This is a genomic window from Streptomyces lincolnensis (genome assembly GCF_021173675.1).
Lineage (GTDB): Bacteria > Actinomycetota > Actinomycetes > Streptomycetales > Streptomycetaceae > Streptomyces > Streptomyces lincolnensis_B.
Window position 1 is genome coordinate 92,206 of record NZ_JAIHON010000023.1, and the last position, 19,772, is coordinate 111,977.

Genomic DNA, 19,772 nt, shown 5'->3' on the forward strand with positions numbered 1-19,772 from the left:
GACTGTGCCGGGGCCGGGAAATTCCGTTGCGGCCCATGACCAGAATCGCTCAGGATGCCTGCATGAGCACGACGGGGGAGAGCGCGCCGGGGGACGGCGCGACGGTGAGGACCGCGGGGCGCGCGGTCACGGCGCGTACGGGGGTCGCGCCATGAGCGCGCGCCTGCGCGGCATCGCGCACGAGACGGAGCGGATCGTGGCGGCGGGGTCCTACCGTGCGCCGGACGGGCGCGAGGTGTCCCTCGCGGAGGCGGTCGCAGTGGCCCGGGACGGTACGCGGATGTACGGGCCGGGCCCGGTGGACGTCGCGCCGTCCGCCGCCGAGGCCACGCTGATCGAGGTCACCGGCGAGAGCAGCCTGGAAGCCGCCCGGCGGCTGGCCGGACCGGTCGCCGTCCTGAACTTCTCCTCGGCCCGCAATCCCGGCGGCGGTTACCTCAACGGCGCCCAGGCCCAGGAAGAGGCCCTGTGCCGGGCCTCCGCGCTGTACGCCTGCCTGATCGGCGTCCGGGAGTTCTACGACCACCACCGCGCCCACCGCGACCCGTTCTACACCGACCGCGTCATCCACTCACCGGCCGTGCCGGTCTTCCGCGACGACCGCGGCGGCCTCCTCGACGAGCCGTACACCGCCGGCTTCCTGACCGCCGCCGCGCCGAACGCCGGGGTGGTGCGGCGCACGGCTCCGGAACGGGAACGCGAACTGCCCCGCGCCCTCGCGGTGCGGGCCGAACGGGTCCTGGAGGTCGCCGCCGCGCACGGCTACCGGCGGCTGGTGCTGGGCGCCTGGGGCTGCGGGGTGTTCCAGAACGACCCCGCGCAGGTGGCGGGCGCCTTCCGCGACCTGCTCGGGCCCGGCGGACGCTTCGCCGGGGCCTTCGAGCACGTGGTGTTCGGGGTGCTGGACCGGACGCGGGGCGCGGTGGTGCGGGAGGCGTTCGTACAGGCGTTCCCGTCGCCGGAGTGCCAGCTCCAGCGGTGAGCGTGGGCCGAGCGGTGAGCGTGGGGCGAGTGGGGCGGCGAGTAGGGCGTGACGGTGAGGCGGCTCAGCTCCAGCCGTAGCGCTCGTGAAGCCGGTGCCTGACCAGGTTGAACCGCCCCCGGTCCAGGGCGCAGGCCTCGCGGCGCATGCCCTGCTCGTGCAGGCGCAGGATGCGGTCGACGTCCACCCACGAGTCCCGCCCGGACCGGTCCCAGGGCCCGCTGCCGATCGCCACCCACTCCCGGTCCCCGTCGTGCCGCTTGCTCGACAACTGCACGGCGAGAAAGGTCCCGGCCGCCTCCCGGGCCACCACCAGCACCGGCCGGTCCTTGCCGCGCCCGTCGTTCTCCTCGAAGGGCACCCAGGTCCACACGATCTCCCCGGGGTCGGGGTCGCCGTCGTGCGCGGGGGAGTACTCGGTGCGCACCCTGCCGACCTGGCGGGGGTCGGCCTCGGTGGTGGCGGTGCGGCCGAAGCGGCCGGGGACGTTCTCGTCCGTGTCATGGGTAAAAGCGGTCACGGGGGCACCTTAAGGGGTGCCCCCGTGACCGCGACGCGTCAGTCCTCCTTGATCGGTACCTTCTGGGCGGGCGGTGGCACCACCCCGTTCAGTGGCGAAGTGCCGTTCCCCGCCTGCCCGTTCTGGTTCATCGACTGCAGCAGCTGGCGGGCCAGCCCCAGTCCCGTACCGCCCATCGTCAGCGCCTTGGCGAGCATGTCCGCCATGCCGTCGGCGCCGTTGAGGACCACCATGTTGTCGACGTTGCCGAACGCGGACGCGCCCGCCCTGACGATCTCCGGCCAGTTCTCGGCGAGTTGCTGGGCGACGACCGCCTCCTGGTTCTCGGCGAGCGCGGCGGCGCGGGCCTTGATGGCCTCCGCCTCCGCGAGCCCCTTCGCCTTGGCCGCCTGGGCCTCCGCGAGCCCCCTGGCCTGAGCCGCGGCCGCCTCGGCCTCACCGGTGGCCCGGGTGGCCGCCGCCATGGCGCTGCCGCGTGCCTTGGTCGCCTCGGCCTCGGCGCCCGCGGCCGCCTTGACCCGGGTGGCCTCGGCCGCCGCGGCGAGCTCGGTCTCCTTGGCCTTGGCCTCGGCGGCCGAGATCCGCGCGTCGCGCTCGGCCTCGGCCAGCGTGCGCTTCTCGTAGGCCTGCGCGTCCGCGGGCTTGCGGACGTCCGCCTGGAGCTGCTGCTCGCGCCGGTGCGCCTCCAGTTCGGCGACCCGGGTCTCCTGGACCACGACCTCCTGCCGGGCCGCCGCGTCGGCGAGCGGTCCGGCCTGCTGTGCCTTCGCGCCCGCCTTGTCCCGCTCGGCCTGGTAACCGGCCTGGAGGATCTCGCTGTCCCGGGTGGCCTCGGCCATCCGCGCGTACGAGGCCTGCTCGGCCTCGGTGGCCAGCCGGTTCGCCTCCGCCTGCGCGATCCGCGCGTCCCGCTGCACGGCCGCCGCGTGCGGCATCGCCAGGTTCTGGATGTAGCCGGTGGGGTCCTCGATCTCGTGGATCTGCAACGAGTCCACGATCAGCCCCAGCTTCTCCATCTCCGTCCCGCAGGCCGCCCGGGTCTGCCCGGTGAGCTTCTCCCGGTCGCGGATCATGTCCTCGACCGTCAACCCGCCCACGATGGACCGCAGATGACCGGCGAAGACGTTGTGCACCCGCTCGGACATCAGCTTCTGCTGGTCGAGGAAACGCCGCCCGGCGTTGGCGATCGACACGAAGTCGTCGCCCACCTTGAAGATGACCACGCCCCGCACCTTGAGCGGAATGCCCTGGTGGGTCACGCAGTCCACGTGCAACTCGGTCTCGTTCAGGTCGAGCGACAGCTTGCGCACCGCCTGCACCCCGGGCAGCACCATCGTGCCGCGCCCGGTGACGATACGGAAGCCCATCCCTTCCTCAAGGCCCTCGGTCCGGTGCTTCGAACCGGAGATGATCAGAGCCTCGTTGGGTTCGGCGACCCGCCACATCATCTTGAACAGACCGATCACGACGAGAACGGCGAGAACCGCCGCCCCCGCAACGACGCCGACAACCATCGGCATTCGCCCCCTTTGCATGGTGCCCTGTCGGCACCGAACGAAAGGGAGTGTGCGCCTGTACGACGCCGGGGGACAGGGACCGCCCCATCCTTGTCGAAAGCTTGACACATACCGCTCTCACCTGCGGGGGAGCAGGCTCAATTGTCGTACGCGGCTGTGACATAGACCGTTCTGGGCGGCAGATGCTCCACCACCATCACCACCGTCCCGGACTCGATCCGGTCCTTGCCGGAAGCGGGGTAGGCGAGGAAGTGCTCGGCGCCGCCCCGCACCCGGACGATCACCTCGCCGACCAGCCCGGGCCCGACCGTCCCGGTGACCCGCCCCATGAGCCCGACCATCGACGCGTCGTCCATGGCCACAGGGTACGGGCAGAACCCGTCACGCGGCCGGGGATTGCGTGACCAGGTGCTCCGGCGGCCACGCCTCGTGCCAGCGCAGTTCCGCCTCCAGCTGCGCGGCCAGGGAGAGCAGCAGCGGCTCGCTGTTCGCGGGTCCCAGCAGCTGCGCGCCGACCGGCAGGCCGCCCGCGACGAAACCCGCGGGGACGTTGACTCCGGGCCAGCCCAGCACGTTCCACGGCCAGGCGTACGGGCACGCGGCGATCATCGCCCGGTCGGTGGCCAGCCCGCCCAGGCCCAGCATGGCGCCGACGCGCGGCGGGGGAGCGGCCGTCGTCGGCGCGAGGACGACGTCGTACGACGTGAAGAACCCTCCGATACGACGGTGCAGGACGGCTTCGGCGCGCCGCGCCGCCCGCAGCGGTGGACCGCCGAGCAGTCCGCCCAGCCGGGCGGCGTCCCGGGTGCGGCGGTCCAGGAGTGCCGGGAAGGGGGCCTCGCGGACCCGTTCGGCGAGACCGGCGGTGGCGCGGGGGATGAAGGTGAGCCCGATCTGCCCGTAGGGAGGATCGGCCTCCACGACCGTGTGTCCCAAGTCGGCGAGCTTCTCGGCGAGTTGGACGACCCGTGCGCGCACCTCCGGTCGGAGCCGGGCGGGCAGTGCGGTGAAGGGAGGCTTCAGGGCGAGGGCGATGCGCAGCCGGCCGGGCTCGCGGCCGACCGCCGCCAGGGCGTCGATGGCCGGCGGCCGGTGCGGATCGCGCTCGTGGTTGCCGCTCGCCGCGTCGAGGAGCAGGGCCGCGTCGGCGACCGTACGGGCGAGGGTGCCGTTGACCGTGATGCCCTGGAAGGACTCGCCGCGCGGCCAGGTGGAGATGCGGCCGCGCTGCGGCTTGATGCCGACCAGATGGGTCCAGGAGGCCGGGATGCGCACCGAGCCGGCACCGTCCGAACCGAGCGCGGCCGGCACCAGACCGGCGGCGACGGCGGCGGCCGAACCCCCGGACGACCCGCCGGGGGTGTGCTCCGGACTCCACGGATTGCGGGTCGCGCCGAAGGCGGGCCCCTCGGTGAACGGCCACTGCCCGAACTCGCAGGTGTTGGTCTTGCCGACGATCACGGCCCCGGCCGCCCGCAGCCGCCGTACCGCCTCCCCGTCCTCGGCGACCGCCGGGAACTCGCCCCGGCAACCGAAGGCGGTCGGCTCGCCCGCCATGTCCATGTCGTCCTTGACGGCCACGGGCACGCCGAGCAGGGGCCTGCGCACCCCGGCGGCCAGTTCCCGGTCCGCCGCCTCGGCCTCGGCGAGCGCGGCCTCGGCCCGAACGACCCGAAAGGCGTTGAGGGTCGACTGCGTGTCAGCGATCCGGGCCAGTGTCCTCTCGACGAGCGCGCGGGAGGTGACGGCACCGTCGGCCAGTGCGCGGGCGGTCTCCACCAGGCCGGCGGAACGGTCGAGCGTCATGCGCGGACACCTCCGGAAGCCATCGAGGGGGGCATTGCCTACCGAACGGTAACGTCCTAGAGGGCCGCGGCGGAACGCCCCTGCCCGGAATGCCGCTTCGGCGCAGGCCACAGTGGCCTCACCGTGCTCACCAGGTCATGCGCAAAGCATTGACGGGCCCACACCTCGGCTCTACCTTCTGATCGACTTCCCGAACTTGGTTCGGTATTTCGGACGCAGAGCCGCGTCCTGTCCGAGGGAGAGCCGCCCGTGACCACACAACCCCCCACGCCGTCCCGCCGCACCCTGCTGCGTGCCATGGCGGTCCTGCCCGCCTCGGCCGTCCTGCTGGGCGAACTGCCGGGACTGGCCGGCACGGCCCTCGCCGCCGCGCCGCCGAGCGGCTCCGCCACCCGCTACACCATCGTGCCGTTCCTCAACAGCAACGACGGCACCGTGAACGTCTACCAGTCCGACGACGCCACCGACTTCCGGCTCGCCAAGGCCTCCGCCTACACCCCGCCCAGCAACAGAATCCGCGACGCGAGCATCTTCAAGCACACCAACGGCTCCTACTACATCACCTACACGACCCACACCTGGCAGGACGTCAGCACCACCATCGGCTTCGCCCGCAGCACCGACCGGGTCAACTGGACCTTCCTGTACGACTACACGGTCCCGATCGCCAACCTGTCCCGCGCCTGGGCGCCGGAGTGGTTCGTCGACAGCGACGGCAGCGTGAACGTCATCGTGTCCTGCTCGACCACCAACGACGAGTGGATCTTCACCCCGTACCTGCTGAAGGCGACGAACTCGGCGCTGACGTCCTGGAGTTCACCGGTCGCGCTGTCCGGCATCGGGGCGAACCACATCGACACCTACATCGTGAAGATCGGCTCGACCTACCACGCCTTCACCAAGAACGAGACGACGAAGTACATCGAGTACGCGACCGCCTCCAACCTCACCGGCCCCTACACGATCTCCCGGACCGGCGACTGGGCCGGCTGGGGCAGCTACCGCGAGGGCCCGGCGCTGGTGCAGCTCGACAACGGCGGCTGGCGGATCTTCTTCGACGGCTACGGCGACGGCACCTACTACTACAGCGACAGCTACAACTCCTTCGCCACCTGGTCCGCCCCGGCGGCCCTGCCCGCCGTCTCCGGCACTGCCCGCCACTTCACGGTGATCAAGGAGACGGTCTCCGGCGGCCCGGCCCTGGCGAAGAACGTCACCCGTTCCTTCCGCTCGGCCAACTTCACCACCCGCTACTGGCAGGTCCAGTCCTCCCTCCTCAACCTGCCGGTCGTCAGCAGTTCCAGCACCACCGCCACGAAGCAGGCCGCCACTTTCACCGTCGTCCCCGGCCTCGCCGACGGCAACGGCTACTCCTTCCGCGACCCCTCCGGCAACTACCTGCGCCACTGGGACTTCCGCGCCCGCTTCGACCCCAACGACGGCACGTCCACCTTCGCCAGGGACGCCACGTTCATCGCCCGCACCGGCACCGCGTCCGGCTCGCTCCGCTTCGAGTCGTACAACTACCCCGGGTACTACCTGCGCCACTACAACTACGAACTCCGCGTGGAACGCACGGACGGCACGGACCTGTTCCGGCAGGACAGTTCGTTCGTACCGGTGGCGGCCTGGGCCTGAGCCGCACGCCGTCGGACCTGGTGGATCGGCCGGATGACCGGATGAATCCACCAGGTCCCGCCCCGGCCCGTGGGGAGCAGAAGTGTCAGGCCCGGTAAGCCACGAGGGCCATCATTCCGGCTTCGCCGTGGTAGGCGTTGTGGCAGTGGAGCATCCACTGGCCGGGGTTGTCCGCGTCGAAGACGACGGACACCGTTTTCTTGGGCAGGACGATCGTGGTGTCCTTGCGCGGGCCGTTGCCGCCGAGTTGGTAGGTGTGGCCGTGCAGGTGCATGGGGTGCCACATGTCGGTGGTGTTGACGAAGTCGAGGCGGACGCGCTCGCCCTCCTCGACCAGGAGCGGATTCGCGGTCGGGTCCGTCATGTCGTACCGCTTGCCGTTGACGGCCCAGTCGTACTTGTCCATGCCGCCGGTCAGTTCGACGCGGTGGACCCGGTCGGTCTTCTTCGCGTCCAGTCGGACACCGTCGGCCGGGCGCAGCTGTGCGGCGGTCAGGATCGTGCCGTCGAGTTCGGCCGGCCGTTCGGTCGGCTTCGGTGCTCGGCCCGAGCCGGTGCGTACAAGGGCCATGCCGGCGGCGTTCCTGCCCTCGGCGAGGGCGACGAGCGGGAAGACACCGTCGTCGAGGGTGACCAGGACGTCGTATCGCTCGCCCATGCCGATGAGCAGGGCGTCGACCTGCTGGTGCTCGACGGGAAAGCCGTCGGTGTGGGTGATGGTCAGCTTGTGGCCGCCGAGCGCCACCCGGTAGGCGGTGTCGCCGCCCGCGTTGATGATGCGCAGGCGTACGCGCCGGCCCGGCTTGCCGGTGTAGACGTCAGGGGCCGCCGGCACTCGTCCGTTGATCAGGTGGTACGGGTACTTCACGTCTCCGGCGTCGCCGCCGAGCAGGTCGCTTTCGGCGCCCATGAGCATGAACTTCATCGACATGCCGTCGTCCGAGGAGCCGGACGCGGACGGTGAGGGGCTCGCCGCGTCCGCGCCTTCGCCGCTCATGTCCCTTCCGCCCATGTGCCCCATGCCGTGGCCGGAGGAGGAAGAGCCGGACGAATCGCCGGAGCCGCCCATGTCCATGCCGCCCATGCCCCGCCTGACTTCGGCGAACGCCTCGTCGGGCGTACCGGTCACGCCGTCCAGCCAGTCGTCGAGGACGACGACCCACTCGTCGTCGTACGACAGAGGCTCCCGGGGATCCTCGACGATCAGCGGGGCGTACAGGCCGCGGTCGAGCTGGACGCCGACGTGCGGGTGGAAGAAATACGTGCCGGGGGCGTCGGCGATGAACCGGTAGGTGAAGGTGGCTCCGGCCCGCACCGCCGTCTGCGTGACCGGCGGCACGCCGTCCATGTCGCTGCGCAGCGCCAGGCCGTGCCAGTGGATGGATGTCGGCGTCCTGTCCGGCAGCTGGTTGGACAGTTCGGCGGCGAGGGTGTCGCCGGCCGAGACGCGGATCTCCTTGCCGGGGGCCTGGCCGCTGAAGGCCCAGGACCTGGCCGTGGTGCCGCCGCCCAGGTCGAGGACGGCGGGCGCGGCGGTCAGGTCGAGGCGGTGCACCTTGCCCGTGCCGGCCCGCTGCTTCTCGGTGCGGGTGACCTGGGAACCGGAGGGGTTGACGAGGGAGGGGCTGGTGGAGCTGTCGCCGCTGCAGGCGGCGAGTACGCCGGTGCCTGCGGCGCCCAGTCCGGCGAGCAGGACGGAGCGACGGTTGAGGCTGTTCACGAAAGGTCCTCTTCTCAGTGCGCAAAGGGGCGTTGTGGCTGTGTCCGGACACGGCTCGCTCGCGTCGCGGGGACGCGGGAAGCCGTTGGGCACGGCCTAAATGCGCAGCTGGGAGAGGACGGCCAGGTCGGGTGGCGCACGGCTGACGGACCGTGTGAGGTCCACGCCGGCCACCGTGGCGTACTGGAGGGGGACAGCCGGGATCGGTGATTCGGACGGTGCCGCGATCTGTACGGAGGTGACGTTCGCCGTCGAACAGTGCTGCATGACCATCGAGGAGCAGGCCGCACCGTCCGGGCCACCGGTCAGCGTGTTCTGCCCGGCCGAGCCCGTCCGCGTGTGCGGGGCGGACATCGGCGCCGAGTGGTGCATCGCGTGGCCGGCCATCGCGGATGCCGAAGCGACCGGGGCGCGCTCGGACGTGACAGAAGCCGAGACGTCCGGGATGTGGGAGAGGTCATGGTGCACGAGCAGGGCGAGAGCGGCGCACAGCGTGACGAACATGCCGCGCACCCGGCGGACGACTCCGCCGGTGGGCAACCACGGGAACTCCCGCACCGTCATCGCGCGCTTCCGATATCTGCTGTGAACCTGGGTCGCTGCAATATACCCCACGTGGGTATACCGCGCTCGGCGGAGTCCGCCCACGAGGCGTGTGCGGCCAAGGGGCGGAGACGATGCCTCAGTGCACGTGCGGCCCGCCGGTCATCTGTGGTGTGCCCCGCGGTACGAGACCCAGCGCCACCACCGCGCTCGTCGTGGCGGCGACGGTGGAGACGACGGCCACGCCGATCGAACCGCCCACCTCGTGGAAGGTGTTGAGGACTCCGGACGCGAGGTCCCGCCTCCTGGTGTGTCCTGACCGTCACACGGTCATCATCAGCAGCATGGCGGACATGGTGCCGCCCATGCCGACGTGAGCGGCGAGGGCCGCCTCCGGCGCGGCGCCGATCCGGCGGCGTCGGCCGCCGTGGCGACCACGCTCCGCGGTGCGGGTCTTGTCCCACGCGGAGAGCGTCAGCGACGCGAGGTGCACGACGACCGTGTCAGGCATGGTGAGCAGCCAGCGGGCCCAGCTGCGGCGCCGGCCGCTCTCGCGGCTGTCGGCGAGGCTGTTCCGCTTCGCGCCGCGGGCGCGCTGCCACACGGACGCGGCGATCGACAGCAGGAAGTAGACGGCGAGCGCGGCGATCACCCAGCGCCAGATCGCGGACGACGAGGTGTCGGCCCCGGCGGTGGCGGCATGGGCACTGCCCGGCATGTTCATCCCGGGCATGGACTCCATGCCGCCCGTGTGCCCCGTTCCGGCGGAGTGCTGCGTGTCCACCGGGTGTTCCGTGCCTGCCGCGTGGTCCATCCCCGGCATTCCCGCCATGGCGTGACCGTGGCCGAGGGCGAGTACCGGACCGGAGGAGGTGCTGGTCATCGCCAGCGTCATGATCACCATGCCCAGGCTGCCGACGATGAGGTGCACCCAGTGGCGGCCGTACGTCCAGCCGCGCTCGCGCGTGTGCTTGACGGCCAGTGCGACGGCGCCGAGCCCCAGGACGGTGAACGCCGCCGACCACCACATGCCGAACTCCGCGTACCAGGCCACCGTCGCGGGCAGGGCCATCGCGGCCATGGACAGGCCCATCAGCAGGTCACCGCCCGCCGCGAACCGGGCCTCGCCGCCGGTGGTCATCACTCGGACCGCGCTCACAGCGGCGACGAGGGCGGCGACCACCGCAATGGACCAGCTCAGAGCCAGAGTTCCCACGTCCACCCTTCCCGTTCGCCCCGCTGTGTCACTTCGAGGCCTTCAACTGCTAGGCCCCTTAGTACGTATCGGAGTGGAAGAGTGCTCACCGGTTCCGTGGGTTTCGCGCCGGGGCGTCCTCGCTCGTGCGAGCCGACGTTGGCTGCACGGGGCATCGCGTGCAGGGAACCCGGTGAGACCGGCTGCCGTACCCGGCGTGTCGGCTCAGGGGCGTGTGGCCGCGAAGTACGGCATGTAACTGAGCGGGGTGATCTCGATGTTCTTGCCGGTGCGCGGCGCGTGGACGGCCTTGCCGTCGCCTATGTAGATGCCGTTGTGCTGGCTGCTGTTGTACCAGTAGATGATGTCGCCGGGCTGCAGGTCCGACTTGGCGACCTTGCGTCCCGCCGCGTACTGCTCCTGGACGGTGCGCGGCAGAGAGACGCCGGCCGCGCGCCAGGCCGCTCCGGTCAGTCCGGAACAGTCGTAGGAGTTCGGCCCGGTCGAGCCCCACTCGTACGGCTTGCCGAGCTGGGCGTAGGCGAACTCGATGGCGGCACGGGCACGTCCGCTCGCCGGTCCGTTGTACGTGGCCGCGCTGTCGCTGGTGCCGGCGGCCCGGTCGGCCTCGGCGTCCTTGGCCTCCAACTCGGCGCGCTGTTCGGCGGTGAGGCTGTTCAGGAGCTGTCGGGCCTCGCGGAGCTTGCCCTGGATCTCTTCCTTCTTGCCGCTGAGCCGCTTGCGGGCCTTCTCCGCCTCGCTCAGCTGCTTCACCGCCTCGGCGCGAGTCTGGGCGAGAGTGCGCTGCTTGGCCTCCAGACTGCTCAGCAGGGAGACCTGGCGCGCACTCATGCGGTCGACTCTCGCCGCCTTGTCGAGGTAGTCGTCCGGGTCGGTGGAGAGGAGCAACTGCACGCTCGGGTCCAGGCCGCCGTCGCGGTACTGGGCGGCGGCCATCGGGCCCATCCGGTCGCGCAGTTCGTTGATCTCCTGCTGCTGCCCGGCCACTTGCTCCTGGGTCCGCTTGGCTTCCTTCTGGAGCTTGTCCCTCTCGACGAGGGCGGCGTTGTACTCCTCCGTCGGCGCCTCGGCCGCCTCGTAGAGCTCCTCGACCTGCTGGCGCACCTCGTCGATGGACGGTTTCGGTGCGGCCTGGCTCTGGGTCGGCAGGAGGGAGACGGTCCCCGCCGTCGCGGCCAGAACGGTGAGCCGGGAGCGGCTCGGCGGCTTCGGTCTGCGGTGGGATCCCATCCTGCGGCAGCTCCTCTGTTCACCTGCGGGGTGCGGCACGAGCCGTCCTCGGCCATGCCGTTGGCGTCGATCAACTTTGGGAGCAACTTAGTAGATTCGTAGTTAGCATCGCAATCCTGTCCGGGAAACCGCAGGGATCGCCCTGATCAGCTGATGCCGTGCACGCAGCCCAGGAACAGCGGGATCAGTGGCACCGCCGCTGCTGCCACGGCCACGGAGCCCCGCAGTGCGGCGTGCGGCCGCCGCTGCGGCGTGAGCAGCCGCCGCAGACGGATCAGCGCACTCGGACCGCCCACCGCGAAGGCCCCCGCGGGCGCCGCACCGGCGGCCATGTCGTACATCGCGGCGGCGAGCACCTCGCGGGGCTGCCGACGCAGCGCCCGGTCGTCGGCGATCATCTCCAGGAGTACGGCCGTCTGCTGCCTGCCGTGCCGGGCCAGCGGAAGCGGGCCGAAAGTCTTCGCGAACGCCATGCCGGCGGCGAGGGCCAGATGGTGACGGCCGGCGATGTGCGCGCGCTCGTGTGCGAGGACGGCGTCGAGTTGCCCGGCGGACAGCAGCCGCAGGGCGCCGGCGCTGACGACGATGCGCGGCCGGTGTCCGGGAAGGCAGTAGGCGGCGGGCAGTTCGTGGTCGAGGACGGTGGCGCCGAGCCGTGCGGAACGGTGGCCGACCAGGTCCAGGACCTTCCGGTGACGGGACCGGGTGCGCCGGCCCCGCAGCACTTCGAGGACGAAGAAGCCGAGGACCAGAAGCACCACAAGGGCGGGCGGAACCACCGCCAGTCGCGTGGCCACCGTGGGGTCGGGGGCGCCGGTACCGGTCGTCAGGCCGCACGAGTGCAGCAGGCCGATCAGATCGGCGTGCAGGTGCTCGGTCGGAGCGGCGAGCTGGTACGCCGCCAGCGCGACCGTCACGGTGAACGACGCGGACAACGCCAGCCAGGAAGCCACGGCGAGGGCGGGCGCGCGATACGGCCAGGCGCTGCGCAGCAGCAGCCGCGGGGCGAGAACCCCGACCGCGCCGGCGTAGCCGAGCAGCACGGGAGCCGCGTTCACGGACCGTCCTGCCGGTCGGCGGTGGCCAGCGCCTCGCGCAGGGCGCCGACTTCCTCGGGGCTCATCTGCTGTACGAAGTGGGCGAGGGCCGCGGGGCGGTCCTCGCTGGCGCCGAGCGCCTCCTCCATCAGCGCCGCCGAGTACTGCTCGCGCGTGCGGATCGGCGAGTAGACCCAGGCGCGGCCCTGCTTCCCGCGCAGCAGCCAGCCCTTGTTGTAGAGGATCGTGGCCACCGTGTTCACGGTGGTGTAGGCGAGCGGCCGCTGCTTGTTGATGTCGTCGACGATCTCCCGCACCGTCGCGGGACGCCGCCAGCGCCACAGACGGTCCATGATCTCCGCCTCGAGTTCCCCCAGCCGCCGCATGGTCGCTCCCTTGTCGCCGTACTACGCAGCCACATAGTAGAACGTTCCTCCGGCCGATCCGCGACGGGTCGCGGCCGGCGGCCGTCGCTCCCTCACCGGAGCAAACAGGTCATTTGCTTGGCGCGTTTACGCGCCGTTCCAGGGGAGTTGGTGGATCAAACCCCGCGGGCCGCTAGTATCACGGCGTGATTACGGCCTGGTCGCTCCCGCGTATCGTGCGGACCCGCGTTTCTGCGGGTCCGCTGCTGCGCGTAGTGGGCCTGGCCGTGCTGCTGTTCGGCGTCGTGTTCACGCACGCGGTGAACGTCGAGAGCGCTACAGGACACATGGTGACCAGCGCGGCGGCGCCTGCCTCGGCGTTGCCCGACGACGCCCGCGACGCCACAGGCACACAGGCGATGCCCCGCCTTGTCGCGGCGGGCGGCGGACATGATCATCACGGCTCGTCGCATCCGGGCGAGCAGTGCCTGTCCGCCCAACCGCATCTGGGCCCGGTCCTCACACCGCCGTGCTTTGCTGCATCGTTCAGCGAATCGGCTGCTTCCGGGCGGGTCGCGGTACAGCGGGGCCTCAGCGACTCGGCGGTTGCCGTCTCGCCGTCAGCAGCCGTCAGATCATCCGTGGTTCAGCAGGTCTAGGACTCGGCTTCTCCCTTTCGTCCGGTGGCCTCCGCCCCGCCCGCTCGCCAAGGGGCAGGGGGGCGTTCGCCGGAGTCCCGGCGCGACAAGGACCGGATCCCGTGCCCGCCGACGTGGATCCCCGGCCCGCATCGTCGACGCCGTCCTACCCCCACCCATGCCTGCTGTCCTCCTTTTGTGCCATGGCTGCGGTCGTGGCACAAAGAGGCGGTGGACGCACGGAGGACCTGTGCCGACACACTCCTGTACGCCCGCGTATGCCCCGCGGGCCCGATCCCCATATCGACTCCGACGGCTCCTCCTTCTGATCCGCTGCGGCCTGCTCCTGGTGGTCGGGCTGTGCGCCCTCACCCACGGGCCGACCCGAGACGATCACCGGCCGGTTTCCGCCACCACTGCGTCGGCGGCGTCAGCGGCGGGCGATGCGGCGCCGCACGGACCCCACCGACACCACGAGAACGAGGAGTGCGCGCCGGGCGGAGTCGTCCGTACGACGACCCAGGCAGCGGAGCAACCGCCCGCCGACGCAGGGATTCCGGCGCTCGCCGGCTCCCTGGCGGTTCTCGGGGTGCGGCCCGTGCCTCGTCACCCGTACCAGCGGCGAAGGACACGCGCGGGACGGACAGCACTCGCCCGCACCTCCCGGTGGCGCATCTAGACCTCCCGCCCGCAGCCGTCCGCACCGACCGGCTGCCGTGCGACGCCTCCACAGGCCCGGAGCGCCCTTCCGCCGTGGAGCCGTGGCGCGAGATGAGCACGCCCCACGCATTCATCGAGCGAGAGCGAAAGAGATGCAGTCACCGACGAACACCCCCGTCACCTCGGACCGATCCGCCCTGTCGGGCCTGGTGGGCAACACACCGCTGCTGCGGGTGTCCGAGCCGCTGACACCCCCGGACCGCGGCTTCTGGGCGAAGCTGGAGGGCTTCAACCCCGGCGGGATCAAGGACCGGCCCGGCCTGCACATGGTGGAGCGGGCCCGCGCACGCGGCGAGCTGCGGCCCGGCGCCCGGATCATCGAGTCCACCAGCGGCACCCTGGGCCTGGGCCTGGCCCTCGCCGGAATGGTCTACGGCCACCCGGTCACCCTGGTCACGGATCCGGGCCTGGAGACGTCCATGACCCGGCTGCTGACCGCCTACGGTGCCCAGGTCAACGTGGTCTCCGATCCCCACCCCACCGGCGGCTGGCAGCAGGCCCGCCGCGAGCGCGTCCAGTTGCTCATGGAGCGGCACCCGGGCTCGTGGTGCCCGGACCAGTACAACAACCCGGACAACACCACCGCCTACACCCCGCTCGCCCTGGAACTGGCCACCGAACTCGGCCACATCGACGTCCTGGTGTGCAGCGTGGGCACCGGCGGCCACTCCGCCGGCGTCTCCCGGGTCCTCAAACAGCTGTATCCCGAGCTGAAGGTGGCCGGGGTGGACACCATCGGCTCCACGATCTTCGGGCAGCCGTCCCGGCCCCGGCTGATGCGCGGCCTGGGATCGAGCATCTACCCCCGCAACGTGGCCTACGACACCTTCTCCGAGGTGCACTGGGTCGCCCCGGCCGAGGCGGTGTGGGCCTGCCGGCAGCTGGCCGGCTCGCACTACGCCACCGGCGGATGGAGCGTGGGGGCGGCCGCCCTGGTCGCCGGATGGCTGGCCCGCACCATGCCCGCGGACACCCGGATCGCGGCGATCTTCCCGGACGGCCCGCAGCGCTACCTCGGGACGGTGTTCGACGACGACTACTGCGCCGCTCACGGACTGCTCGACTCCCCACCCGCGCTTGAGCCGGACGTGATCGGGCGCGTGGACGAGAAGGAGGTCGTCCGCTGGACCCGGTGCACCACTGTGGTCGACCCGCTCACGCTGACCGATCCGTCCGAGGAGGCCGAGCCGCTCGGCACGGCGGATCAGGCGGGCCAGGCGAAGCGGGCCGGCGAGGATGCCGGGCTGGGGCCGTGCGACGCGGCGGAGGAGAACCGGTGAAGGGCACCCTCGCACAGGTCCGCACGTACGAACGCAGTGTTCAGTTGTTGATGGTGAACCAGTTCACCATCAACCTCGGCTTCTACATGCTGATGCCCTACCTGGCCGCCCACCTGTCCGGCACTCTCGGGCTGGCCGGCTGGGTCGTCGGACTCGTCCTCGGCGTACGCAACTTCAGCCAGCAGGGCATGTTCCTCGTCGGCGGAACGCTCGCCGACCGGTTCGGCTACAAGCCGATGATCGTGGCCGGCTGCGTGCTGCGCACGGTCGGCTTCGCGACACTCGGCCTGGTCGACTCGCTGGCCGCGCTGATCGCCGCCTCGGCGGCCACCGGTCTCGCCGGAGCGCTGTTCAACCCGGCCGTCCGGGCGTATCTCGCGGCCGACGCCGGGGGGCGCAGGGTCGAGGCGTTCGCGCTGTTCAACGTCTTCTACCAGGCCGGCATCCTGCTGGGCCCGCTGGTCGGGATGGTGCTGACCGGCGTGGACTTCCGCATCACCTGCCTGGTGGCCGCCGGGATCTTCGCGCTCCTGAGCATCGTGCAGATCCGCGCCCTGCCCGCCCGGCGGGCCGAGGACACGCAGAAGAGGAAGGAGCGGGGCCGGGAGAGCGTGCTCGCCCAGTGGCGCGGCATCCTCGCCAACCGGCCGTTCCTGCTCTTCTCCTGCGCCATGATCGGCTCGTACGTCCTCTCCTTCCAGGTCTACCTCTCCCTCCCGCTGGAGGTCCGCCGGCTCGGCGGGGACGGTGAGTTCGGCACGGCGGCGGTCGCGGTGCTCTTCGCGGTCTCCGGCCTGAGCACGATCGTCGGCCAGACACGGGTGACCGCCTGGTGCAGGGCCCGCTACGAGCCCGGCCAGGCACTGACCCGGGGCCTGGCGGTCATGGGGCTCGCGTTCGTGCCCCTGCTGACGGCCACCGCCGTCCCCGTCCCGGACTCCGGGGCGGGCCTGTGGCTGCTCGCCGCGGTGCCGCCGACGCTCGCCGCCCTGCTGCTGGCCTTCGGCACCATGATCGCCTACCCCTTCGAGATGGACACCATCGTCCGGCTCTCCGGCGACCGACTCGTCGCCACGCACTACGGGCTCTACAACACCATCTGCGGTATCGGCATCACCCTCGGCAACCTGCTGACCGGCGCCGCTCTCGACGCGGCCCGCGCCGCGGGCATGCCCGCACTGCCGTGGATCTCCCTGTCCGTCCTCGGACTCGCCTGCGCGGCCGCCCTGTACGGCCTGCACCGCACAGGCCGCCTGGCGACTCCGACACCCGAGCCGCAGCCCGTCACGGCCTGACCCATCTGGGGTCTCCGGAACCAGGGGCGGGTGCCGTACAGCACCCGCCCCTGTGGGGCAGAGTCGGCCGCTTCGACCGGCCCCGCGGACGTGCCCGCGGGGCCGGGGCACCGGGCAGCCGCCGGGGCGGGACATGGATGGCAGGCCCGCCCCCGCATCCCGAACACATCCCACCGCGGCGGCCCCTCGGCCGTGCACCTGCGGGTCGACCGACTCGCGCCGGTCGATGCCGTCCGTGTCGTCGCCTCCCCGCTTCCCGGGTCCGAACGAGCCCTTGCTGCATACCCCCTAGGGGTATATGTTTCCGATGTGGTGCTCGGGGACCGGGCCCCACTGGACGGGATGGGGATGAAGGCCATGGACCACAGGGCGCACCACACCGACACGGCGCACGAGCACGCCACCCACGAGACTCACCACGCTCCCGCGGGCCATGCGGCTCGGCACGACGGGCACGCGCACGGGGCCGCGTCGTGGGGGATGGCCGCAAAGGCGACGCTGCACTGCCTGACCGGCTGTGCCATCGGCGAGATCCTCGGCATGGTCATCGGCACCGCCCTGCTGTGGGGCGACGTGCCCACCATGGTCCTGGCGATCTCGCTGGCGTTCCTCTTCGGCTACTCCTTCACCCTGTTCGCGGTCCGCCGGGCGGGCCTGGACCTCAAGTCCGCGATCAAGGTCGCGCTGGCCGCCGACACCGTCTCGATCGCGGTGATGGAGTTCGTGGACAACGCGATCATCGCCCTCACACCGGGTGCGATGGACGCCCACCTGTCGGACGGGCTGTTCTGGTCCGCCCTGCTCGGCGGTTTCGGGGTCGCCTTCCTGATCACCACGCCGGTGAACAAGTGGATGATCGGCCGCGGCAAGGGCCACGCTGTCGTCCACGCCCATCACTGACCGGCCTCACCCAGTCGGTACATGCTCGCCACGTACCCGGCCGATCTCGGTGACGTCGATCGCGAGAAGCTCACGAAGGGCGTCGAAGAATGCGGCTGGCGACGGGGTCGAACTGGCCGTGTACACACGCCACAGCGCTCTGTCGGTCGTCCGGGCGTGCCGCGCCTGCACCTCGTGCTCGATGCTCGCGATCTGTGACACCGTCATGTGCGACATGTCCACGAGCACGTCGAGTTCGCCGCGCCTTCGCGACCATGGCCGCCACCGTTTCGGGCCGGGTCAGGTCCCCGGTGACGAGAGCGAGGTCGTGATCAGCCCTCGGTGGTTTCCTTCCGGAGGTGTTCGCCTCGGCCAGGCACTGGCCGCTGCACGGGTGGTAGAAGCGCTCCGCGTCGGTGGGCTGTGTGGTGACGTCGGTGATGGTCATGATCGTGTTCCTTGGCTGTTGGTGAGGGCTGCGGGGCGCTGCGGGCGCTGGCGGCGGGCCATCCAGCCCATGAGCCGGACCATCGAGCGGCGTGACAGGAGCTTGCCGAGGAGGGCGAGCGGCCGGCCGTTGGTGACCACCGACGGGGGCGCGGACCGGCGGTCGAGCGTGTCGAGGGCGATCTTCACGACCTGCTCGGGGGTGGCCCGCTTCGTGCCGTAGTCGGCGGTCTGGCTGCCGGCGACGTCGAAGAACTCGGTCCGGGTGGCGCCGGGGTTCACGGCCAGGACGCGCAGGTTGGTGCCGCGGGTCTCCTCCCACAGCGATTCGGTGAAGCTGAGCACGAAGGCCTTGGTGGCGCCGTAGACACCCATGTACGGGGTCGGCTGGAAGCCAAGCAGGCTCGCGACGTTGATCAGGACGCCGGTGTCGGCGACGGACAGCGGGCCGATGTAGGCGCGGCTGAGGTCGACCAGCGCGCTGACGTTCAGCGCGATCATGCTCTGCAGGCGGTCGGGGTCCCCGTCGGTGAACGCGTCGTGGGTGCCGAAGCCGGCGTTGTTGACCAGTCCGGTGGCGTGGATGCCGCGGGACTCGAGTTCGGCGCGCAGCGTGCGGCCGGCGTCGGGCCGGCCGAGGTCGCGGGCGACGGTGGTGACCGTGACGCCGTGGGCGCGGGTGAGTTCGGCGGCCAGGCTCTCGAGGCGGTCCGCGCGGCGGGCCACCAGCACGAGGTCGGCGCCGCGGCGGGCCAGCTGGCGGGCGAATTCGGCGCCGAGGCCGGAGCTGGCGCCGGTGACGATGACGGTCTGGCGGCGGTAGTCGATGTCGCTCATGACGTTCACTCTACGCACGCTTTTGCACTGAGTGCAAGTAGATGCATGGAGTGCGATGACATACCATCGGTGCATGGCTCAGAAACCGACACCCATTCGGGAACAGACCCGCTCCGTGGTCCGATCACTGCTGGCCCGGACCGCTATCGAGCTGTTCGCCGCCAAGGGCTACGACGACACGACCCTCGACGAGGTCGCCGCCGCCGCGGGTGTCTCCCGGCGGACCCTGTTCAACTACTTCCGCGCCAAGGAAGACCTCGCGCTCAGTGGTCTGGACGAACAGGGCGAGCTGATCGCCGCGCGCCTCGCCGAGCGCCCGGCCGACGAGGATGCCTGGACGGCGCTGCGCACGGCGTTCCAGGCGCTCGAGGAGATCGACATGACGGCCGAAGGGCGCCTGGAGTTCATCACGCTGCTGTTCGGCAACGACTCCCTGCGCGCCGGACACGCCGAGAAGCAGGCCCGCTGGCAGGACCTGTTCGCGCCGCTGATCGAGCCGCGGCTGCCCGACTCCGACCGCCGCAGCCTGCAAGCCCGCGCGATCGCGGCCGCGGCGATCATCTGCCTGCAGGCGGCCAACGAGGAATGGGTACGCCTGGGCGGACGGGCCGACATGTTCGACCTCTACGACACCGCCGTAGAGGCCATCCGCCGCCCCACCTGAAACCAATGGGCCGGCCGGCTGCTCCAGCTGATCTGTCTCCAGGGAGAGGCGCCGTTCACGGCGTGTGATCGGCGCGGCGGAGGACCGGGCGCAGGGTTTCGATGACGTCCGGGTCGTCGACGGTGGAGGGGATGGGTTCGTCGTGGCCGTCGGCGATGCCGCGCATCGTCTTGCGGAGGATCTTTCCCGAGCGGGTCTTGGGCAGGGCGGCCACGACCGTGACGTCCTTGAGGGAGGCGATGGCGCCGATGCGGTCGCGTACGAGCTGGACGAGTTCGGCCTCGACCTCGCTCGGTGCGCGGTTGCTGCCGGCTTTCAGGACGACGAAGCCGCGCGGGATCTGGCCCTTGAGTTCGTCGGCGACGCCGATGACGGCGCATTCGGCGACGTCGGGGTGGGCGGCCAGGGCCTCTTCCATGCTGCCGGTGGACAGGCGGT

At 71.2% G+C, this 19,772-nt stretch carries 21 protein-coding genes; 7 read left to right on the forward strand and 14 right to left on the reverse strand.

Annotated features, from left to right (window positions below; translation table 11 throughout):
- Positions 1 to 151 precede the first annotated feature (151 nt).
- Positions 152 to 982, forward strand: a complete 831-nt coding sequence (locus K4B79_RS44155; RefSeq protein WP_232033103.1) for a TIGR02452 family protein — start codon at positions 152 to 154, stop codon at positions 980 to 982.
- Positions 983 to 1,046: 64 nt separating this feature from the next.
- Here the strand turns inward: K4B79_RS44155 and K4B79_RS44160 are convergent, their stop codons facing one another.
- The 4 genes from K4B79_RS44160 to K4B79_RS44175 all read right to left on the reverse strand — a co-directional run bounded on the left by K4B79_RS44160 (position 1,047) and on the right by K4B79_RS44175 (position 4,825).
- Positions 1,047 to 1,502 (reverse strand): type II toxin-antitoxin system PemK/MazF family toxin, encoded by a 456-nt coding sequence (locus K4B79_RS44160; protein ID WP_232033104.1) that lies wholly within the window; start codon positions 1,500 to 1,502, stop codon positions 1,047 to 1,049.
- A gap of 38 nt (positions 1,503 to 1,540) precedes the next feature.
- The gene (locus K4B79_RS44165; RefSeq protein WP_232033105.1) at positions 1,541 to 3,022 is read right to left on the reverse strand and encodes a flotillin family protein; all 1,482 of its coding nucleotides are present in this window, start codon (positions 3,020 to 3,022) and stop codon (positions 1,541 to 1,543) included.
- 134 nt (positions 3,023 to 3,156) lie between these two features.
- Positions 3,157 to 3,375 (reverse strand): hypothetical protein, encoded by a 219-nt coding sequence (locus K4B79_RS44170; protein ID WP_232033106.1) that lies wholly within the window; start codon positions 3,373 to 3,375, stop codon positions 3,157 to 3,159.
- Positions 3,376 to 3,400: 25 nt separating this feature from the next.
- On the reverse strand, positions 3,401 to 4,825 hold the full coding sequence (locus K4B79_RS44175; protein WP_232033107.1) for an amidase: 1,425 nt from the start codon (positions 4,823 to 4,825) through the stop codon (positions 3,401 to 3,403).
- Positions 4,826 to 5,074: 249 nt separating this feature from the next.
- On the opposite strand from K4B79_RS44175, the gene K4B79_RS44180 reads away from it, so the two are divergent.
- A complete protein-coding gene (locus K4B79_RS44180; protein ID WP_232033108.1) occupies positions 5,075 to 6,463 on the forward strand; it encodes a glycoside hydrolase family 43 protein in 1,389 nt (462 codons plus the stop codon).
- Positions 6,464 to 6,548: 85 nt separating this feature from the next.
- On the opposite strand, the gene K4B79_RS44185 is transcribed toward K4B79_RS44180, so the two are convergent.
- The 7 genes from K4B79_RS44185 to K4B79_RS44210 all read right to left on the reverse strand — a co-directional run bounded on the left by K4B79_RS44185 (position 6,549) and on the right by K4B79_RS44210 (position 12,595).
- Positions 6,549 to 8,183: a multicopper oxidase family protein gene (locus tag K4B79_RS44185; RefSeq protein ID WP_232033109.1), complete on the reverse strand. Its 1,635-nt coding sequence runs from the start codon at positions 8,181 to 8,183 to the stop codon at positions 6,549 to 6,551.
- A gap of 96 nt (positions 8,184 to 8,279) precedes the next feature.
- A complete protein-coding gene (locus K4B79_RS44190) occupies positions 8,280 to 8,747 on the reverse strand; it encodes a hypothetical protein (RefSeq protein WP_232033110.1) in 468 nt (155 codons plus the stop codon).
- Positions 8,748 to 8,865: 118 nt separating this feature from the next.
- Positions 8,866 to 8,988 carry a hypothetical protein gene (locus K4B79_RS48130; protein ID WP_269464685.1) on the reverse strand — a complete coding sequence of 41 codons (123 nt, stop codon included), beginning with the start codon at positions 8,986 to 8,988 and terminating at the stop codon, positions 8,866 to 8,868.
- Between the two features lie 60 nt (positions 8,989 to 9,048).
- Positions 9,049 to 9,942 (reverse strand): DUF5134 domain-containing protein, encoded by an 894-nt coding sequence (locus K4B79_RS44195; RefSeq protein ID WP_232033111.1) that lies wholly within the window; start codon positions 9,940 to 9,942, stop codon positions 9,049 to 9,051.
- Positions 9,943 to 10,146: 204 nt separating this feature from the next.
- Positions 10,147 to 11,172, reverse strand: coding sequence for a C40 family peptidase (locus K4B79_RS44200; protein ID WP_232033112.1), 1,026 nt, complete (start codon positions 11,170 to 11,172; stop codon positions 10,147 to 10,149).
- A 146-nt stretch (positions 11,173 to 11,318) separates the two neighbouring features.
- Positions 11,319 to 12,230: a M56 family metallopeptidase gene (locus K4B79_RS44205; protein WP_232033113.1), complete on the reverse strand. Its 912-nt coding sequence runs from the start codon at positions 12,228 to 12,230 to the stop codon at positions 11,319 to 11,321.
- Complete coding sequence (locus K4B79_RS44210) at positions 12,227 to 12,595, reverse strand: BlaI/MecI/CopY family transcriptional regulator (RefSeq protein WP_232033114.1); 369 nt, start codon at positions 12,593 to 12,595, stop codon at positions 12,227 to 12,229. The genes K4B79_RS44205 and K4B79_RS44210 overlap by 4 nt, the downstream gene beginning before the upstream one ends.
- Positions 12,596 to 12,780: 185 nt before the next feature.
- Between K4B79_RS44210 and K4B79_RS44215 the strand changes: the two genes are divergently transcribed.
- The 4 genes from K4B79_RS44215 (at position 12,781) to K4B79_RS44230 (ending at position 17,407) form a co-directional block, all read left to right on the forward strand.
- Positions 12,781 to 13,233, forward strand: coding sequence for a hypothetical protein (locus K4B79_RS44215; RefSeq protein ID WP_232033115.1), 453 nt, complete (start codon positions 12,781 to 12,783; stop codon positions 13,231 to 13,233).
- Between the two features lie 791 nt (positions 13,234 to 14,024).
- Entirely contained in the window at positions 14,025 to 15,212 is a 1,188-nt protein-coding gene (locus K4B79_RS44220; protein ID WP_232033116.1) for a PLP-dependent cysteine synthase family protein, read from the forward strand.
- A complete protein-coding gene (locus K4B79_RS44225; RefSeq protein WP_232033117.1) occupies positions 15,209 to 16,507 on the forward strand; it encodes an MDR family MFS transporter in 1,299 nt (432 codons plus the stop codon). Before K4B79_RS44220 ends, K4B79_RS44225 begins: the two co-directional genes overlap by 4 nt.
- Before the next feature lie 348 nt (positions 16,508 to 16,855).
- Positions 16,856 to 17,407: a DUF4396 domain-containing protein gene (locus K4B79_RS44230; protein ID WP_374208584.1), complete on the forward strand. Its 552-nt coding sequence runs from the start codon at positions 16,856 to 16,858 to the stop codon at positions 17,405 to 17,407.
- A 6-nt stretch (positions 17,408 to 17,413) separates the two neighbouring features.
- On the opposite strand, the gene K4B79_RS44235 is transcribed toward K4B79_RS44230, so the two are convergent.
- Together K4B79_RS44235 and K4B79_RS44240 are read right to left on the reverse strand one after the other, a co-directional pair.
- The gene (locus K4B79_RS44235) at positions 17,414 to 17,635 is read right to left on the reverse strand and encodes a hypothetical protein (protein WP_232033119.1); all 222 of its coding nucleotides are present in this window, start codon (positions 17,633 to 17,635) and stop codon (positions 17,414 to 17,416) included.
- A gap of 195 nt (positions 17,636 to 17,830) precedes the next feature.
- On the reverse strand, positions 17,831 to 18,670 hold the full coding sequence (locus tag K4B79_RS44240; protein ID WP_232033120.1) for an SDR family NAD(P)-dependent oxidoreductase: 840 nt from the start codon (positions 18,668 to 18,670) through the stop codon (positions 17,831 to 17,833).
- A gap of 73 nt (positions 18,671 to 18,743) precedes the next feature.
- On the opposite strand from K4B79_RS44240, the gene K4B79_RS44245 reads away from it, so the two are divergent.
- Complete coding sequence (locus tag K4B79_RS44245) at positions 18,744 to 19,334, forward strand: TetR/AcrR family transcriptional regulator (RefSeq protein WP_232033121.1); 591 nt, start codon at positions 18,744 to 18,746, stop codon at positions 19,332 to 19,334.
- A 55-nt stretch (positions 19,335 to 19,389) separates the two neighbouring features.
- Here the strand turns inward: K4B79_RS44245 and K4B79_RS44250 are convergent.
- Positions 19,390 to 19,772, reverse strand: a 383-nt coding sequence (locus tag K4B79_RS44250) for an AMP-binding enzyme (protein WP_445276269.1), incomplete at its 5' end; no start/stop codon positions are given.

Coding starts and splice junctions, on each gene's coding strand:
- K4B79_RS44155 (WP_232033103.1), top strand. CDS start 152: ATGAGCGCGCGCCTGCGCGGCATCGCGCACGAGACGGAGCGGATCGTG.
- K4B79_RS44175 (WP_232033107.1), bottom strand. CDS start 4,825: ATGACGCTCGACCGTTCCGCCGGCCTGGTGGAGACCGCCCGCGCACTG.
- K4B79_RS44230 (WP_374208584.1), top strand. CDS start 16,856: ATGAAGGCCATGGACCACAGGGCGCACCACACCGACACGGCGCACGAG.
- K4B79_RS44190 (WP_232033110.1), bottom strand. CDS start 8,747: ATGACGGTGCGGGAGTTCCCGTGGTTGCCCACCGGCGGAGTCGTCCGC.
- K4B79_RS44240 (WP_232033120.1), bottom strand. CDS start 18,670: ATGAGCGACATCGACTACCGCCGCCAGACCGTCATCGTCACCGGCGCC.
- K4B79_RS44165 (WP_232033105.1), bottom strand. CDS start 3,022: ATGCCGATGGTTGTCGGCGTCGTTGCGGGGGCGGCGGTTCTCGCCGTT.
- K4B79_RS44245 (WP_232033121.1), top strand. CDS start 18,744: ATGGCTCAGAAACCGACACCCATTCGGGAACAGACCCGCTCCGTGGTC.
- K4B79_RS44200 (WP_232033112.1), bottom strand. CDS start 11,172: ATGGGATCCCACCGCAGACCGAAGCCGCCGAGCCGCTCCCGGCTCACC.
- K4B79_RS44220 (WP_232033116.1), top strand. CDS start 14,025: ATGCAGTCACCGACGAACACCCCCGTCACCTCGGACCGATCCGCCCTG.
- K4B79_RS44170 (WP_232033106.1), bottom strand. CDS start 3,375: ATGGACGACGCGTCGATGGTCGGGCTCATGGGGCGGGTCACCGGGACG.
- K4B79_RS44210 (WP_232033114.1), bottom strand. CDS start 12,595: ATGCGGCGGCTGGGGGAACTCGAGGCGGAGATCATGGACCGTCTGTGG.